This window comes from Chitinophaga sp. (genome assembly GCF_036566945.1).
Lineage (GTDB): Bacteria > Bacteroidota > Bacteroidia > Chitinophagales > Chitinophagaceae > Chitinophaga.
Map to the genome: position 1 here is coordinate 1 of NZ_DATCVJ010000332.1, position 18,914 is coordinate 18,914.

At 45.6% G+C, this 18,914-nt stretch carries 12 protein-coding genes; 5 read left to right on the forward strand and 7 right to left on the reverse strand.

The features are described 5' to 3' along the window. A partial coding sequence (locus tag VIP81_RS09775; protein ID WP_331959164.1) for a class I SAM-dependent methyltransferase occupies nucleotides 1-593 on the forward strand: 593 nt, incomplete at its 5' end. Nucleotides 594-794: 201 nt separating this feature from the next. Here VIP81_RS09775 and VIP81_RS09780 read toward each other — a convergent pair. Next, nucleotides 795-2,957 carry a S46 family peptidase gene (locus VIP81_RS09780; protein WP_331959167.1) on the reverse strand — a complete coding sequence of 721 codons (2,163 nt, stop codon included), beginning with the start codon at nucleotides 2,955-2,957 and terminating at the stop codon, nucleotides 795-797. Between the two features lie 168 nt (nucleotides 2,958-3,125). Here VIP81_RS09780 and VIP81_RS09785 point away from each other — a divergent pair, with 168 nt between their 5' ends. Further along, nucleotides 3,126-4,205, forward strand: coding sequence for a sensor histidine kinase (locus VIP81_RS09785; protein WP_331959170.1), 1,080 nt, complete (start codon nucleotides 3,126-3,128; stop codon nucleotides 4,203-4,205). A 3-nt stretch (nucleotides 4,206-4,208) separates the two neighbouring features. Continuing rightward, entirely contained in the window at nucleotides 4,209-4,901 is a 693-nt protein-coding gene (locus VIP81_RS09790; RefSeq protein ID WP_331959173.1) for a LytTR family DNA-binding domain-containing protein, read from the forward strand. A gap of 8 nt (nucleotides 4,902-4,909) precedes the next feature. Here VIP81_RS09790 and VIP81_RS09795 read toward each other — a convergent pair whose 3' ends face one another. The 3 genes from VIP81_RS09795 to VIP81_RS09805 all read right to left on the reverse strand — a co-directional run bounded on the left by VIP81_RS09795 (nucleotide 4,910) and on the right by VIP81_RS09805 (nucleotide 7,217). After that, nucleotides 4,910-5,401 carry a hypothetical protein gene (locus VIP81_RS09795; protein ID WP_331959176.1) on the reverse strand — a complete coding sequence of 164 codons (492 nt, stop codon included), beginning with the start codon at nucleotides 5,399-5,401 and terminating at the stop codon, nucleotides 4,910-4,912. A gap of 1 nt (nucleotide 5,402) precedes the next feature. Beyond that, nucleotides 5,403-6,113, reverse strand: a complete 711-nt coding sequence (locus VIP81_RS09800) for an intradiol ring-cleavage dioxygenase (RefSeq protein WP_331959179.1) — start codon at nucleotides 6,111-6,113, stop codon at nucleotides 5,403-5,405. 276 nt (nucleotides 6,114-6,389) lie between these two features. Beyond that, a complete protein-coding gene (locus tag VIP81_RS09805; protein ID WP_331959182.1) occupies nucleotides 6,390-7,217 on the reverse strand; it encodes a M57 family metalloprotease in 828 nt (275 codons plus the stop codon). A 571-nt stretch (nucleotides 7,218-7,788) separates the two neighbouring features. On the opposite strand from VIP81_RS09805, the gene VIP81_RS09810 reads away from it, so the two are divergent. Together VIP81_RS09810 and VIP81_RS09815 are read left to right on the forward strand one after the other, a co-directional pair. Further along, nucleotides 7,789-10,593 (forward strand): S8 family peptidase, encoded by a 2,805-nt coding sequence (locus VIP81_RS09810; protein ID WP_331959185.1) that lies wholly within the window; start codon nucleotides 7,789-7,791, stop codon nucleotides 10,591-10,593. Nucleotides 10,594-11,349: 756 nt separating this feature from the next. Then, on the forward strand, nucleotides 11,350-13,563 hold the full coding sequence (locus VIP81_RS09815) for a DUF6055 domain-containing protein (protein ID WP_331959188.1): 2,214 nt from the start codon (nucleotides 11,350-11,352) through the stop codon (nucleotides 13,561-13,563). Nucleotides 13,564-13,643: 80 nt separating this feature from the next. Here VIP81_RS09815 and lpdA read toward each other — a convergent pair whose 3' ends face one another. The 3 genes from lpdA to VIP81_RS09830 form a co-directional block, all read right to left on the reverse strand. Then, nucleotides 13,644-15,050 (reverse strand): dihydrolipoyl dehydrogenase, encoded by a 1,407-nt coding sequence (gene lpdA, locus VIP81_RS09820; RefSeq protein ID WP_331959191.1) that lies wholly within the window; start codon nucleotides 15,048-15,050, stop codon nucleotides 13,644-13,646. A gap of 164 nt (nucleotides 15,051-15,214) precedes the next feature. Further along, nucleotides 15,215-15,874, reverse strand: coding sequence for an outer membrane lipoprotein carrier protein LolA (locus VIP81_RS09825; protein WP_331959194.1), 660 nt, complete (start codon nucleotides 15,872-15,874; stop codon nucleotides 15,215-15,217). A 133-nt stretch (nucleotides 15,875-16,007) separates the two neighbouring features. Continuing rightward, entirely contained in the window at nucleotides 16,008-18,662 is a 2,655-nt protein-coding gene (locus tag VIP81_RS09830) for an FtsK/SpoIIIE family DNA translocase (protein ID WP_331959197.1), read from the reverse strand. Nucleotides 18,663-18,914: the final 252 nt, after the last annotated feature.

Here is an 18,914-nt window from a genome sequence, read left to right on the forward strand (position 1 = left end):
AACAAGGTACCCTATTGGATATTGGCAGTGGCACCGGCGCTTTCCTGCATTATATGCAGGTAGGTGGATGGACAGTTACCGGTCTGGAACCGGATGAAAATGCCCGCCGCAATGCCAAAGAAATTTACAATATCACGGCGCTGCCGATAGAAGAATTATATACCTTACCAGCCCGGCAATTTGATGCCATTACCATGTGGCATGTACTGGAACATGTACATGACCTGCATCGTTACCTGGATCATATCCGCACTTTGCTGAAGCCCGGCGGATCCTTACTCATCGCCGTTCCTAACTACACCTCTTCCGATGCCGGCTATTATAAAGAATACTGGGCCGCCTATGATGTACCCAGACATCTTTATCATTTCTCACCGGGATCTATGGAGAAATTATTAACACAACATCAGATTAAGCTGGTAAAAAAACACCCGATGGTGTTTGATGGTTTCTATGTAAGCTTACTCAGCGAAAAATATAAAACAGGCAAGAGCCGGCTGTTTCAGGGGTTCTTCCACGGTTTCCGCTCGTATAGGAAAGGGTTGAAGACGGTTGATCAGTGTAGTTCTATCGTGTACGAATGTAAGATCTAAGCGAACTTTGTCTTTGTCCAGGATTATACTGATTTAGATGATTTTCAGGATTTTATTTTTTCAGGATTAAAAAAGATTAGCGAAGACCAATGTGGATATCCGCATTTATCTTCGCTAATCTTTTTTTCTTCCAAAATCAATAAAATAAAATCCTGAAAATCATCTAAATCAGTATAATCCTGAGTAAGACAAAAACTCGCATTACATCAGTTTCATCTCATTTACCAACCGCGTACATCCTGCATATTTATCGATAATAAACAGCACGTAGCGGATATCTACCATAATATTACGACAGATGGTAGGATCATAATTAATATCGCTCATCGTACCTTCCCAGGTACGGTCAAAATTAAGTCCGATCAGGTGTCCGTAGGCATCCAGTGCAGGACTGCCGGAGTTACCGCCGGTAGTATGATTGGAGGCAATGAAGCATACCGGCATTTTTCCATTTACCCCATAACGGCCATAGTCTTTCTTCTTGTAGAGCTCTATTAATCTGGCCGGTACATCAAATTCATAATCACCGGGAATATATTTCTCCATCACACCATCCAGGTAGGTATAAAAATCGTAGTGGATAGCATCCCGTGGATTGTATCCATCTACCTTACCGTATGTTACGCGGAGGGTGCTGTTGGCATCCGGATAAAAACTTTTTTTGCTGCCCATCACGTCCATCTGCGCCTGCATATAAGTGCGTTGCAGGTTATTGATATTGGATTGAATATCAGCGAGCGGTTTGCTCACATTATCCACAAATCCTTTGCGCAGTGCCATTACCAGGCGGGTAGCGGGATCTTTCCACATTTGTGCTACCACTGTATTGTAAGGTTGCTGTACAAATGCTTTTAGTTTTTCGGGAGATGTTAAAGCGGATAAAGCATACAGTTTATCGGCCATGGCGCGACCATCTTTGTTATTTTCGTCCCAGATCTGTGCAAATTCGCTGCCCGCATAGGCCGGCGGTACTCCTTTGGCGTACAGGCTCATGAGACTGCCGCAAATATCATGATCTACTTTTGCACTGTAGTTTTGGTAGAACGGCTGCATACCTGCCAGGAATTGTTCCCGCATGGTTTCGTACTGCCCCTCTCCTTTATCATGTACATCGTTCAGGAAAGAGATCAGGCGATCGCCTACGGTAAACAGCTCCACGTTTTTCACCAGTTCACTGTAGTAGTCACGCGTTTGCGCATAGGGTTGTATCTGCAGGTAGTAGCCATTCAGGGAGTCCAGTACGCCGCTGTATTTTTGTTTCCACAGCGGGTTAGCTTCCATCTGCCGACGATAAGAAGCTTCATATTGCAGTTTTTTGCCGATGCCGTTGGTTTGTTTTACACCCTGCATTTCTCCCATCCACTTTTTCCAGTAGTTGGCAGTACCGGCATATTTGGCAGCATATTGAATTTTAATCTGCTGATCCTTACGCATGTAGCCATCCATGATTTTGAGGGCAGCATCCCGCATTTCTACTTTCGCAGCATCTACCACTTCCACGGTTTGTTTTACCGCTTCAGAAGGCAGATATTCGGTGGTACGGCCAGGAAATCCCATGACCATGGTAAAATCGTTTTGTTTTACGCCTTTCAGGGAAATGGTGAGGGCATATTTAGGCTTTAAAGGCACGTTATCGGCCGAGTAAGGGGCCGGGCGACCATCTTTACCGGCATAGATACGAAACATCGAAAAATCGCCTGTATGACGTGGCCACACCCAGTTATCTGTATCTGACCCAAACTTACCAATAGAAGAAGGCGGCGCTCCGACCAGTCTTACATCCCGGTAAGTTTCTGTTACAAACAGGAAATACTGGTTGCCTTCATAAAAGGGTTTTATCATGGCATCCTGCCAGCTTTCTTTGCGGGCGGATTGCTTAATATCGTTTAAACGTTTGTCGATCGCGGATTGACGCTCTCTTTCGCTCATGCCGGGCTTTACATCCTGCAGGGCGGCTTTGGTTACATCATCGATACGTACAATAAATGTGGCAAAAAGGCCGGGATTAGGAAGCTCTTCTACTGCTGATTTTGCCCAGAAGCCATTTTCGAGGAAGTTATTCTGCAGGGAAGAATGCTTTTGAATGGCATCGTAGCCGCAGTGGTGATTGGTCAGCAGCAGTCCCTGTTCGGAGATCACTTCGGCCGTACAGAAACCGCCAAAGCTAACGATGGCATCTTTCAGACTACCTTTATTGATGTTATAAATATCCGAGGCATTGATTTTCATGCCCATTCCTTTCATCTCTTTTTCATTGAGACCGGATAGCAGCTGTGGCAGCCACATACCTTCTGTAGCAGAAGCTTGCAGCGCCAGTACAAGGAGTACTAACGACAGCACAGGTTTCGCGATTCGTTGCAACATATCTGATATTCTTTTTATAAAACAGGCAATTTACTATAATTCGGGGAGGCAGGAAAAGATAACCCGGTGTTTCCTGTGATTCATCGATATAAACCCGCTGTTTAAAGAGATCCCGTTCATTATCTGGGCAGATTACCTCAATTTCATCCCTATATCTATCTGTCGCAAATGTTCCGCTTAAAATCTTCGGTAGTAATAGCACACATTACAGGGTGGCTGATATGCCTGAGTTTACCCCTTCTGTTTATCAGCGGGCAAACGGGCGACCACAAAGCACTCTCGATTTTATTTTCAACAGATTACCTGGTGTTCCTGGTAACTTATGTAGCATTGTTCTATTTCCATACTACTTTTCTGTTTCCCCGACTGTACTTCCGGAAGCAGTATCTGTTGTACTTTCTGGCCGTTTTCCTATTGCTGGTCATGGTGAATTACATGCGGCCTTTTGATCATTTGTTCGCCAGGTTACCCCATGCACCCCGCGAGATGCGCTGGCATCCGCCGATGCCACCCGGTGGTGGAGAAGCTGGCATGCACCCACCGGAAAAGCCTCCGGTGAAAATAGATATGGTCAGCGATTTTCTTTTCCTGCTTACTATTTCACTGAGTATTGCTACCGAAACTACCCGTCGCTGGCGACAAACAGAAAAAAGAGCATTGTATGCAGAAACCCGCAAAACCCAGGCTGAATTATCCTTTCTGAAAGCCCAGATCAATCCACACTTCCTGTTTAACACCCTGAACAATATTTATTCACTTGCCATGACACGTAATGAAAACACGGCCATGAGCATTATGAAGTTATCCAACATGCTCCGTTATGTAACGGAAGATACCAGACATGACTACGTGTTGCTGGAAAGTGAAATTGATTGTTTACGTGACTATATAGACTTACAGAAGCTTCGACTCACCACCAAAACAAAGGTTAATTTCTCTGTGACTGGTAGCCCGGGCATCAAATGTATTGCCCCGCTGGTATTACTCCCCTTCCTTGAAAATGCTTTCAAATATGGGGTGAGCAACCATGAGCCGTCAGAAATTAATATTCAGCTGAGTACTTCGGAGCATCATATTCATTTTTTCTGCAGCAATAAACTGTTAAGAATTGCACCGGATACCAGTCGTACCGGCATTGGTATTTCCAACACCCGGCAAAGACTGGATCATTTATACCCCGACAAATATGAATTGCAAATCAGTGAAGATAATGGGGCTTATGCGATTACATTACAACTACAGGTATAACTGATGGAAATAAAATTTATTGTGATAGATGACGAACCACCGGCACTGCAGGTGATAAAGACCTATGCACGGGAGTTTCCCTGGCTGAAATTGCAGCATACTTTTGAAGATGCCATCTCTGCTTCTGAATATTTACGTCAGGCCCCGGTAGATCTTGTATTCCTCGATATTCATATGCCTGATGTAAATGGATTGGATCTGGCCAGGGGCCTAACCACCAACCCCATGATTATTTTCACCACTGCTTACAGGCAGTATGCCTATGAAGGCTTTGAGCTGGAAGCCATCGACTATTTACTGAAGCCAATTTCGTTTCAGCGCTTTGAAAAAGCGGTACAGAAAGCACAAGCCTACTATCTGCAACAGCAACAGCCGGCAGTCATGGAAAGTCTGCTCGTATATTCTTCCTACCATACGGTAAGAATACCGTTACATGAAATTGTATACATAGAAAGTATGGAAGATTATATCCGGATACATCTTACGCAGCGCGCGCCGGTGCTCACATTGATGACACTGAAAAAGATGATGGAAAAACTCCCTGCTGGAAGGTTCCGGAGAATCCACCGCAGTTATATTGTTGCGGTGGATAAAGTGCGCGCAGTAAATAACCGGAAAGTAAAACTTTCTTCTGCCGCGGAACTCCCGGTAAGTGACAGCTATAGTGATTTTATCCGCGACTGGAAACAGCAGTAATCATCTGCCTAATCATTCTCCACATAACTACATATTGAAATATCGGGACTTAACTTTAGCGTAAACGTGTCCGTGGTATCATTAAAACCCAGTAACAGGTATTCTCCTATAACCCCATGAAGCAGCAGCGGTGCGGTATAATACAGGATCGCCACCTTATGCGCCTGCCGGTCATGAATATCGGATGCTATTATTTTAAACTGATGCCGGTCGAAAGACAATTGAATATTCCCCATCGTATCCCAGATATCCGGCACCAGCTTGTTCAATGACTGAATGTACAGCCCTACCGCAAATCCTGTTTTATAATGCAGAGAATTGGCTTTGGGCTGTTGTGCCACTATTTCCGCGAACGTGCGGTGTTGTTCGGCCTGATTATATACCTGCGATTGCAGCAGGAACTCTTCGTAGGAATCATGGAATACCTGCTTTGCAAAAGTAGTGGTAGCCGTTGCATCAATCCCCTGCCGGATCACCAGCCGTATCATTGTTTTCCCCATATCAACCAGCTACATAAATATTGTGAACAAGATTGTAGTCGCCTGTTTCGGTGGCTGTTACCGTGGCCAGCTCATTGGACAAAGAATCGGCAAAGATCATGTCTGAAGTATTTTTAGGCATACTCGTATTTTGTCCGTGTGCTACATACAAAGTTGTTTTATACACCGCCGTATTGATATCATCCGGGAAGGCGATTTGTGTGGTACATTTCAGTTTACTATCCAGGTATACTTGTGCGTGAATATGTGTTACCCTGCCTTCGTACCAGCCAGGATAGATAGAAGTAAATTTCACCTGACCCGCAGTATCTGAATACTGTATTCCGCGGCAAAACACCAGTGCAGTATTATCCTGATTGCCCAGGTAACCTCTGTTGCTATAACCGGAGTAATAACCATCCTTATCACAATGCCAGATGTCTACTCTTGCATTGGCCAATGGTTTACAGCTATCGTTTGTATTAAGTACATTAATGGTGATGTGGAGTGGTATGCCTGTTTTACCATCAGTAATATCCAGGCGCCGTATTGATGACCCACGGCTGGTGTACAGCGGATACGGGCCATCTGTTTCTTCGGGTGATACCGTACAACCGCCACTTTGGGTTACGTCTGTGTCGGTGCTGCTTTTTTTACAGGCTTCAATTAATACGGGTACCGCGGTAGCACTGATGAAGAGTTGTTTCAGAAATTTTTTACGGGTGTTTTCCATCGCATGATTTTTTTGATCTTTCTAAAGATTTCGAATCTGCGGTGGAAGAACAAATATTATAGATGAATGGGCGGGATGTACCGGAGAATAAAACAACCTGTAATCATAACAAACAACTGTTATCGATAGGGCATGTCTTATGGAAACAGTATTTCCGGCCTGAAATCTTTTGATAACAGTATTTATTTCGGGAGAGAGATCCCGCTATAATGCTGCTCCAGCATCAAAAAATTCCAGGAGCCGGAAATACTTTAAACAGATCAGCTCATGCAACGATTAGTGATACAGATAGTTTAATGCAATAATATCATTAGCGTTGAATGTGCGATTGCCGCCATTGGAGCAGGCCAGCATCCAGGAGTTTGCATCAGGTCCGGTAGGCGTACCAGGAATCCATACTGCACCTACGCCGCCATCGCCTTCATTTACGGCACTACCGCCGCAGCTGTAAGCGCGATTCATGTAGTCGGTATGACGCATACCAATGCAATGACCCAATTCATGTTGGATAACAGAACCTACATACAATACGTTAGGATTGGAACCATAAGCAGCCGCATTTGTGTTCATTTTAATGGTAGCGTAAGGATTGCCACTGCTGGTAGGGAAGCCGGAAGATCCCAGCGTGATGTAGCCACCACTTGGTCCCTGGTTGAATCCTTTGATGGTAATGTTGGCAGTACCGCTTGTTATACGCTGGAAGGTAATACGCAATCCCAGCCTGTTATAGCGGGCAATAGCGGTATCCGTTCCGGCAATAAATGCAGTGCCCAAACTGGTTACTTTAATTTTGATAACGCGGGGCAAAGCGGTTACCAGTAAATTAGTGCGGTACTGTTCTGTTTGTGCGATCCTGAGAACAGGGCTGGTTACTTTTGTTTTCAACTGTTCTGCTGTTAACAGAATATCGCCTTCCACGAGGTAACCATCTTCGGTTTTCACCACGTTGTCGGTGCTGAAACCATTGTCTTTAATTTGGGCTAACACCTCTGCCGATACGGGGTCGGGCGTTACGGCTTCTTTTTGCGCGCCATTTTTCGAACAGGACGCAAACAGGAAAATTGCTGCCAGACAACAGAGGACAGGAATTGTTTGTTTTCTCATAGATTCAAATTTTGATTTTGGTTTTAGAAAAAAAGATATCCCGATCGCTTGTTCCTGCAAACAAGCAACTGTTAACAAATACCAAATGCTGCAATGATCTGTGGTTAAATAATGCACGAAAGTCACTTATAAGCGCATAAAATACACTTATAATGCTGTCGGCTTATTGCCGCAAATGCAATTGCTCCAACATTGTTTATTTTTCCAAAAAACCACGGTAAAGTGTGCTCTCGTTTTTGGATACATACAATAGTGTGAAATGCCTGTTATGACATTGCATTTTATTCTTAATGGATTGGCTATGATTCAGTAATACCGGCACTTTCCGGCTTCAGAGATCTGCTCTACAGATTAACTAACTAGTGAAATGGTTTTTCTGCTCGTTGTTTAGATTTGTTCAGATTTTGTTGAAATTCATCATTGGGATTTCCCGTTTCAATATTACAACTTTCGTTTTACTTAAAAAAAATATTTTGTTTTTATCCGCATAAAATTGTGTTGAAAAAGTAAATGCAGTAGCTTTAAGCAGCAACACAAAACCAAAATCACTGAACTGTTGTCATCATTGTGCATGCAATTAAACTCCCTGAAAATATGGCCGCTGCTAACTTTGGTACTCGTCTACTGTTATAGTACCGCTGCACAGCAAAAAAAATCAACGGACAGTATCCGGCAACGCTACGCGGCGGATACGTTTTCGGTGGCACTTCCTCTCCCTCCTTTCCTGGTAAAATTTAAGCGGGCGCCCACGGCTTCCTCGCTCCGGCAATATGGATTGATACAGCCTGTTACCCGCTACCATTATATCTTACAGATGCTACCGAAAGACACTACTTTATTGTATTGTTATCATGCCAACGCTAATTATAAAGCCAGTGAGGCTTTGTTGCAACAAATAGAAAAATTGGATCAAACCGATAGCCTTACCTTGCAGGTATCCTATACGCCGGATCAGCTGCCGGAATATGCCAGCATACGTAGCAATACCACCCGGTTTTCTGTAGCGGTGGTGCGGATTCAAAAGCTGCATTGGCGCGAATTTATCAGTCAGCCGGCGATCCTGTTTGCTGATATCGTACGACATCCTAAGCCGGAAATCATCATTAACACCAGCAACCTTACTATCAATAGCATCCGTATTGCACAACAACAATTTCCGCTGCTGCAAGGAAAACGTATAGCCGTATCCGTTAAAGAAGATCTTTTTGATACCACAGACATTGATTTGAAGGGACGGTATCTGCCTTCTTCCTATGCGTCGGCTCTCAGCAGTTCACATGCGCTGATCATGGCCACGCTGATTGGCGGTGCAGGCAATAGTGGCAGCAATGGCAAAGGCGTGGCGCCGGAAGTCAAACTAAGTTCCGCCGATTATAACAGTAGTTTGTTTCCGGACGATGATCCTTACTATACGCAGTCAGGCATCACCGTGCAGAATCATTCCTATGGTACCGGTATTGAAAATTATTATGGTGCGGAAGCAGTGGCCTACGATCAGCAGATCCGGGAAGCAGATACTATTGTACACGTATATTCGTCCGGCAATATAGGCACCACCACTTCCACCTCGGGGCGCTACCAGGGAATTGCCAATGTGGCTAACTTATCCGGCAATTTTAAGCAAGCCAAGAATGTGATCGTAGTGGGTGGCACCGATGGCGCTTCACAACTCATTGCACTGAGTTCCAGCGGCCCGGCATATGACGGGCGTATTAAGCCCGAAATAGCCGCTTATGGAGAAGACGGCACCTCCGGTGCTGCCGCACTCACCTCCGGGGTAGCCGCCCTGCTACAGGATGCCTGGCGGCAGCAGCATAGCAGCCCGGTATCATCGGCACTCATCAAAGCTGTGATCCTGAATAGTGCCACCCGTCCGGCCGGCGTACTCCCTTCTTACAAACATGGTTACGGCTATTTACAAGCCCTTGGCGCCCTCCAAACATTACAGGAAAACCGTGTGCGCTCCGGCGAGGTGAGCACGGGTACCACCACTACCTTTGATATCAATGTACCGGCAGGCATACAGCAGGTAAAAATAACCCTGTGCTGGAATGATCCCGCCGCTCCTGTCAATGCCGTTAAAGCGCTTGTAAACGACCTGGATCTGTCAGCAACCAGCGCTGATAACAACACCTGGCTTCCCTGGGTACTCAATCCCTATCCGGCGGCAGACTCTCTCAGTGCTGTGGCCAAACGTGGGAGAGACAGTATCAACAATACAGAACAGATCAGCATTGACCGGCCCCTTGCCGGCCCACTGCATCTCAGCGTAAAAGGCATACAGGTATCCACCCCGGTACAACCTTTTTATATTGCCTATGAATTTACACCAACGCGTACTTTTCAATGGCAAAACCCTGCACCGCAAGACCTCCTCGGAGCTGCCCAAAATATGCCCCTCCAATGGCAAACTACTTATAGTGGTAATAGTGATATTTCCTATAGCGCAGACAGTGGGCATACCTGGTTACCCATAGCCCAAAACATCCCGGTGTCGCAAGGCGTGTATAACTGGATAACACCTGATATTTTTCAACAGGTACGCCTGAAACTAACGTTAACGGATACTTCGTTTATAAGTGCGCCCTGCTATATTTCGCCGCAACTCACCATTCATACCGGCTTTGACTGCAGCGATACGGTATTGCTTTACTGGAATGCACAACCCGATGCAGCAGCTTATCAGTTATATACCATGGGCAGCACCACCTTAATTCCGTATAGCCAGCCCCGTGATACGTTCGTCTTCATTCCCAAATCAATGGCATCGTCTGTATACTTCGCGGTAAGTCCTATCGCCACAGCGGGTTGGACAGGCATGCGCAGCTATACCGCGGACTACTCACAACAAGGCGTAGGTTGCTATGTATCCAGTTTGCTGGCAGATAAGACCACAGATAATAAAGTACTGCTTTCCCTTACACTGGGGAGTACCTGGCATCTCAATAACCTCTACTGGGAGCGGTCCTCGCCAAATGGCTGGATCTCCCTGGATTCAATGATTATAGGAGAAGCCATGAACTTTAATTACCTGGATAACCAGCCGCCGGAAGGACTTGTTCATTATCGCGTACGACTGCAAACAACAGATGGTCGTTCTATCTATTCAGATATTACTACTGTCAGTATATTCCTCAATAACAGCATTCTTTTATTCCCTAATCCGGTGAGTACGCAATTATACATTTTAGATGCGCAGGCACGTAGCCGGAAAATGGTAGTTACAGACATGAGCGGGCGGATCATGATGCAACGCAACCTGGAAGACAATCAGGAAATCATCCCCGTACAACAGTTGCCTAATGGGGTTTTCAACTGTAGTATTTATGTAGATGAAAAACGTATTTATACGAAACAGTTTGTAAAGCAGCATTAGGTGGGAATGTCGCGCAGTACAGCTACAATACTGCACAAATGCCGCAGCAGCGATCGTGCTCCTACCCTATGGGGTAAAATCTACCAATAGCCCGTTAAGATCATAACAGAATTTCAATAACCTTGTTAAGATCATAACGGAATTTTTCTCCTCCATGACGTAGATTCCACAATAACTCCTATTGAGATCACAACGAGCTTTCCCCCGTTGGGGTCATGACGAATTTTACGCCCTGGTGTAAGTCACTAATAACCCCATTAAGATCATAATGAATTTTCTTCCACGGCATAAAATTCCGTTAAGATCACAATCGATTCTTCTCCCCTCATAGGGTAAAATTCATCAATAACCGGTTAAGATCATAGCGGAATTAATCCGACCGAATCTTTAACTTTAAGTGTCAATTAGACAATTAAATCATTTCATCGTCCGGCAACCTGATATTTTCCACTGTATTTACGGATAACACCTGAAAATCCGGAAGAGAACTGAAGCAAAATGAATCGATAGCCCTGTTATTAATCAATTCCCGCTGGTCTTTATGCAAACAATGTCCACGACTTGTAGTGGCTGATGTATGTACCTGTGTTGCTCCGTAGCTGTTTATCAATTAAACACCAGCCCGCTTTCTGTGCTGATAGTCCCTGTGCATTCTTTCTGATGAAGTAGTTAGCTGCGGCGCCTTGCCATGGCCGATTTCCTTGTGCCTTATTTTTTCTGAACCATATATTTTCAACCAACACAAATCAATTATTTATGAAAAAAGTTCTATCTCTTTTTGCCTTACTGTTAATGACCGGGATAGTATCGGCGCAAAAAACGGTATACATTCCGCCCGAGTTCAGTACGGACCCCTATTTATCTACCTGGTCTTACAGCCGCAGTTATCAATCAGCCAACTTTATTGTGTTCTGGGGATCAGTAGTGGGTACTAACCCTATTGCCTACAGTGATCCCAACCTGGCGTTTAATCCGCAGGCGGTATGTGATACGCTGGAAAAAATCTATACAAAGTACATTACGGAAATAGGTTTCTGTTCAGATGCCGCCACCAAAAACCTGGGCAAATACAAACTCATTATAGTGATGAACGACACCTGGGGAACGGGCGGCCCCAGTGGATGGGCGTTTGGTGGCACCTATGGCAATACCATCGGAGCCATGTGGGTACATCCCAATGCCACCAGAGATGGAGGTGTTACCAGCCACGAGCTGACGCATAGCTTGCAGGGCATGATTGCGATCCAGGAAAATGCCAATTGTGGATTTAATAATTATGACCCGGCCGGCTTCTTTTGGGAAACACATGCTAATTTCATGCGCACGCAAATGTATCCGCGCTTCGCCAATGATGATCTGCCTCGCTGGATGGCCACCAGTATGTTCCATTTCAGTTCTACCCGACACCATTACGATGCGTTTAAAATGCTCTGGTATATGCAACAGGTAGATGGTATTACGATGGTGAACAGGTTGTGGAAAGAGTCTATCCGCACCAGCTCTACTGCGGGTGAGCATCCATTGATGACCTACAGACGTCTCAAAAGCTGGACCCAGGCGCAACTAAACACTTTTATGTACGACTATGCCAAAAGAGAAGTAGCCTGCGACTATACCGTAAACGGGTTTGGGGCTATCTACAAAGCAGAACGTGACCGGTTAAAAGTGCAGGAGCCGCATTATATCTGGCGCCTGTACACGATGTTGCAGCAAGTGAATGCCACTACCGGAAGATATAAGATTGACAATGCCAGCGCGCCACAGGATTATGGCTACAATATTATCCCATTGTACACCACCTGCAGTGACAGAAACGTAACGGTAAAATTCAAGGGGCATACGGAGGTAAACAGCACTGCCGGCTGGCGTTATGGCTTTGTGGCCACGCTGGCCAATGGCAACATATCCCGCTATGGTACTACGGCTACTGCCAATGAAAGTGAAATCAGTTTCACCATGAACAGTAGTGAAACGCAGCTCTACCTGGTGGTAATGGGAGCGCCTACCACCCATACCAGTTATGTATGGGAACCGGGTTGGCCTAAAGTAAAACGTTATCCCTATGAACTACGTATAGCCAATGCCGTGCCCGAAGGTTATCAGAGTACTTTCCGCGCAGCCTATAAAACTAACGGGCATACCCATACGAATGGCGGTGGTTGGGTAGCCAACAGTGCTACCGTAGCCTCTACTGCTTATGTAGGCCCTAAAGCCATTGTATTGGGCAGTTCCGTGATTACCGGCACAGCACAGATTACCGGCAACGCGTGGGTGGAAAATGCTACGGTGGGCAATACCGTGACCATCAGTGGTAACGCAAGCGTGTACGGCGGCAATTATACCGGCAGCGCGGTGATTACAGATAATGCCGTGCTCACCGACTGTACGGTTTCCGGGAGTGCCAATATAAAGGGCGATGCGCTGGAATGGGGTGTCACCTTTGGCAATGCAGTAGTAGTAGGCGGCGATGCGGAAATAGGCAGCTGCGCCACTAATGGCACCTATCTGCAAGTACCACATCCCAACAATGGCCGGGCTGATTGCGATGGCAAAGGAGCAGGGGATGCGTCCAACGTAGACGTTAACACCACCTGGACTCAATTCACGGATGCACAGATGGCCTGGAGCACCACTCCTACCTGTAACGGCACTATTACGGCTGCACGTCTGGCTGAAGATAGCAGCATTGTACTTCAAGCAGACAGTAAGGCGGCTGTATCCGGTATACGGGTATTTCCTAATCCGGTGGTTAACCAGTTTACGGTTACGCTGCACGGATTCCGGCCAGCCAGCAATGTACAGCTGATCATTTACAACAGCCAGGGATTGCCGGTACACGTGAAAGAGCTGCAGAAAGCAAGAACAACTACCTTAAGAGCGAAAGACTGGAGTACGGCGCCGGGGATTTATTACCTGCGGGCCAGTGATGGCGGCAGGGCGGCCACAGAAAAAGTGATCGTAACAAACTAGTACACCCTAAGCTAAACAACAAAACAGCCTTTCTGATCAGATCAGAAAGGCTGTTTTGTTGTATTTACAATGAGATGTGATTACAGGTGAATCGCTTCGCCGTAAGCTACTTCGATGGCGTCTTTTACAGATTCGCTCATAGTTGGATGCGGGTGGATAGAATCCAGCACTTCCTGGTAAGTAGTTTCCAGTTTACGCGCTACTACTGTTTCTGCAATGATTTCTGTAACGTTAGCACCAATCATGTGGGTACCTAACCATTCGCCGTATTTAGCGTCAAAAATCACTTTTACAAACCCTTCAGTAGCACCAGCTGCAGAAGCTTTACCAGAAGCAGAGAATGGGAATTTACCCACTTTAACTTCGTAACCGGCTTCTTTCGCTGCCTTTTCAGTATAACCAACAGAAGCAATTTCAGGTGCGCAATAAGTACAGCCTGGAATGTTCATGTAGTCAATAGTAGCTGGTTTGTGCGCATATTTCTTTTCGTTGTATGCGATGGCTTCCACGCAAACGATCGCTTCTTTGGAAGCTACGTGTGCCAGTGCCTGACCAGGAACCATGTCACCGATAGCGTATACGCCCGGAACATTGGTTTGGTAGTATTTGTCTACCAGTACACGGCCTTTATCGGTTTTAATACCCATTCCTTCCAGACCGATATTTTCGATATTAGCTGCAATACCTACCGCGCTCAGTACTACGTCTGCTTCCAGGGTAACTTCGCCGGTTTGTGTTTTTACTTTCGCTTTCACACCGCTACCAGCTGCTTCCACTGCTTCAACAGAGGCGTTGGTCATGATTTCGATGCCTTTCTTTTTGTATATTTTTTCCAGTTCTTTGGAGATATCTTCATCTTCTACCGGAACAATGCGAGGGAGGAACTCAACGATGGTTACTTTAGTACCCAGGGTGGCGTAGAAATAAGCAAATTCAACACCGATCGCACCAGAACCCACTACAATCATGGATTTAGGTTGCTTAGGCAATACCATTGCTTCGCGGTAACCAATTACATTCTTACCATCTATTTTCAGGTTAGGCAGTTCACGTGCACGGGCACCTGTAGCCAGAATGATGTGTTTTGCTTCATGTACAGCAGCTTTACCGTCTTTATCGGTTACTTCTACCTGGCCTTTGGATTTTACCTTTCCATTGCCCATTAATACATCAATCTTATTTTTCTTCATCAGGAACTGAACGCCCCTGCTCATTTTATCAGCAACACCGCGACTACGTTTGATCACTGCTTCAAAATCAACCTGTGCATCACTTACAGTAATACCATAGTCTTTTGAATGCTGCGTATATTCAAAAACCTGTGCAGTTTTTAATAAAGCTTTGGTTGGAATACAGCCCCAGTTTAAACAGATACCACCCAGGCTCTCTCTTTCCACGATTGCAGTTTTAAATCCCAGCTGAGAAGCACGAATAGCAGCCACATATCCGCCGGGCCCACTACCAATTACGATTACGTCGTATGCCATATTGTTTAATTTTAAATTGAACTCGCCAAAGGTAAATAAATAAGCAGAAAGCGCAAAGCAGAAAGGAAAAAGCTACCGAAACGGAGATTACAGCGCTTTTAGTCAAATGTTACGCTATGTTCTCCGCTTCGGTAGCTTTTTGCTTTTCGCTTTATGCTTTTAGCCTATCGCAGATCCACCACTTCTACGCCGGGATAATTCTTGGCATCGAAAATAAAGGTGGCGTCGCTCAGGTTGGTATTTGGTGTAAAATTGGTGATTTCGTACGTGTAGTGGTTACCGTTTTTCTCAAAAACTTTCATTTTTGCAATACTCTGGTTTTTCTTGTCTACAGAAACAATCACTTTAAAAATATTCTTGGATTTATCAGTAGGTGTCAGCTCAATGTTCTGCAGCACCTTACCTTTTTCGTTCGTTTCAGGCTCCAGTTTGTACAAATAATCTTTATCGTAGAAATTGGTGAACAGCTTGGCTGGTGTCATCGCACCGCTGCTTTGATCTACGTTATTCACCGTTACTTCGTTTACATCCTTCGCATAGGTCCAGGAAGTTTTGTTATCACTGATAATTTCCTGTCCGGGCAGCGTTACTTTATATTTAGCGCCTTTCAGGTATACGGTTCCCTTCTTGGAATCTGATACGCTGTTGTTGGCACCTTCTACTTTCAATATAAAATTAGCTACTACTGTTTTTAATGATTTGAATTTACTACTAACACCATCCAGAACGGTTTTAGCCTTGGGGTCGGATCCGCCCTTAGATTGTGCCATGCCGCTGAAAATGATACCACTCAACAACATTCCTGTTAATACAAATTTCTTCATCGTAGTTTTTTTTAGTTTGTGCTAACCAGCAAAGACAAATGCCATGCCGGTAAAGCTGTGTTGGTCTTTTACAGGCTGCAAAATTCAGCATATTTCCTGAAAAAGGGTAATAATTTCAGGAGACATTAACATATTATAACAAATTATTAAGGATTTCCTGCAACTCGCTTTCCGATCTTACCAGTACTTCCCTTGCTTTGCTACCCATGTTGGGGCCTACAATATTGGCTGCTTCCAGCTGATCCATGAGCCTTCCTGCCCGGTTATAGCCCAGTTTCATACGGCGCTGCAGCAAAGAAGTAGAACCTTGCTGGGTGGTGACGATCACCTGGGCGGCCTCTTCAAACAGCGGGTCCCGGTCGGCAATACTCAGTTCTTTACCATCCGGATCTTTGTCGTCCACGTACTCAGGCAGCAGGAATGCGTCCGGATAACCTTTCTGGTTACCGATGAATTCAGCCACATTTTCCACTTCCGGCGTATCCACAAAGGCGCATTGCAAACGTACCAGCTCCCCGTTAAAGGACACCAGCATATCCCCCTGCCCGATGAGTTGTTCCGCCCCCCCAATATCCAGGATGGTACGGGAATCTATTTTGGAAGATACCTTAAAGGCCACACGGGCCGGGAAGTTAGCTTTAATGGTACCGGTAATAATGTTTACAGACGGGCGTTGCGTGGCAATGATCAGGTGAATACCCACCGCACGGGCCAACTGGGCCAAACGGGCAATCGGCATTTCCACTTCTTTACCAGCTGTCATGATCAGATCAGCGAACTCATCTACCACCAGCACAATGAAAGGCAGGTAACGGTGTCCTTTCAAAGGATTCAGGCGACGTTGGGTAAACTTACCGTTGTACTCGCGGATATTACGGGTACCAGCTTCCTTGAGCAGGTCGTAGCGCAGATCCATTTCAATACACAAGGCATTGAGGGTGTGGATTACTTTCTTCGTATCAGTAATAATCGCATCATCTTCACCGGGTAGCTTAGCCAGGAAGTGCTTCTCGATAAGCTTATAGAGCGAAAGTTCCACTTTTTTGGGATCTACCAAAACAAACTTCAGCTGGGAAGGATGCTTTTTATACAGCAGCGATACCAGCAAAGTATTGATACCAACGGATTTACCCTGACCGGTAGCACCCGCCATGAGGAGGTGGGGCATTTTAGCCAGATCGGCAATAAAGTTTTCGTTGTCGATCTTTTTACCAATGGCAATCGGCAAATCCATGGTGCTGGTCTGGAATTTTTCCGAGGCCAGTATATTTTTGAGCGATACGATGGTCTTCTTCACATTAGGCACCTCTATACCAATGGTACCTCTGCCCGGAATAGGGGCAATGATACGGATACCGAGCGCCGACAGACTTAACGCGATGTCATCTTCCAGATTTTTAATACGGGAGATACGAACGCCGGCAGCCGGCACAATTTCGTACAGCGTCACGGTGGGTCCTACAGTGGCACTTATTTTCTGTATAGAAATGTCGTAATTCTTCAGGGTATCGATGATCTGGTTTTTATTCTTTTCCAGTTCAGCGGTGTCCTGTACAATTACTTTTTCCGCGTTATGATTTTCGAGCAGGTCCAGTGTCGGAAACTTATAATCTCTCAGATCCAGGGAAGGATCATAAGGGTCTACCGGCTCTACTGGCCGTGATGGCTGGATTTCCTCTACCTCATCTTCTTCATCCCGGTAAGTAGGCTTGATTTCAAAGGCTACTTCCTGCGGACCATTTTTCTTTTTGTTGGAAGACGGTATTTGCTCCGGGGTTTCTTCTATATACAGTAATGGTCCGGGGTCTTCTTCTTCTTCCTCTTCAGCAGATATTTCTGTATCAAATTCTTCCGGTGATTCGGGTGTCATCACGGGGGCTACCGCCGGAGGCATGTAAGCCGCATGAGACGGGATCACGGTAATATCTTCTCTTTCTACGAGGTGCATGGGGGGCAGATCTTCTTCGTCTTCCTCTTCCATTTCTTCATGTGGGGGAATCACCATCACGCCACCATCTCCTTTCAATCCATTTTTACGGGGATCTTCTTTCACAGGCGTTGGCACTGGCGCTGCAGCAGTGGCAGCGGTGACTACAGGCCCTGCAGGCGCAGCGGCCGGCACTGGTTTAGGGACTTTGATTTTCTTTTCCGGCCATTTGAAATCGAAATTAAATTTCCAGATCAGCCAGGAGAAACCCACTACCAGTAGTAAGAGCGCCGTACCCGTTTTACCAACAAAACCAGACATCCATTTATTCAGGGCATCTCCCAAAGCACCTCCCCAGGGGAAATCTCCTCCGCCGGCAACAAATGCCATCGCCATGCTGATAAAGAGCAGGCCAAACAAAATATACTTTACGTTACGCCAGATGCGGAAAACGCGGCGGCCAACGATGAAGTTAATACCGATAATAAAAAAGAAGTAACAGAACAGATAAGCGGCAATACCTACCCCATAAAAAAAGAAGTTGTGCGACACATAAGCGCCCAGGCGCCCCAGCAGGTTATCTACTTTTACATCGCCGAAGAATAGCTCCCGGGTAGAGTAATGGAATATTTTGTCCTGGTCATCTTCCCAGGTAAAAAGATAGGAGGTGAAGGCAATAAAACAATAAACAGACAGCAATAGAAAGAACACCCCCATAACTTTATGGGTACGTTCATCTCTCACCAGTTCTTTTACTTTTACCTCAGGCTCCTTGTCTTTCGTCAACACTTCAGGGTTTGGTGTGGGGCCTTTCGGTTTCTTGCTTTCCGGTTTTTCGGTTTTCAGTTTATTCCTGGACATAATTAGCTTTTAGCTGTTAGCTGCCAGGGTAGTTAATAGCCTGGAGGACTAAAAACCAAGCCGTGACAGCTATATAACTCAGATTTGGGACTTCCTGGCGAACTATGGCAACTGTAAAATCCAGTGTGCTATAAATTCCGGTACCAGGGGATCAATGGTTTGTTCCAGTTCTCCGTATTCGTTTGCTGTACATGTTTTACAACGTTGGAACAAATGGTTCAATCCATCAAACTTACGGATTGTTACCAGCAA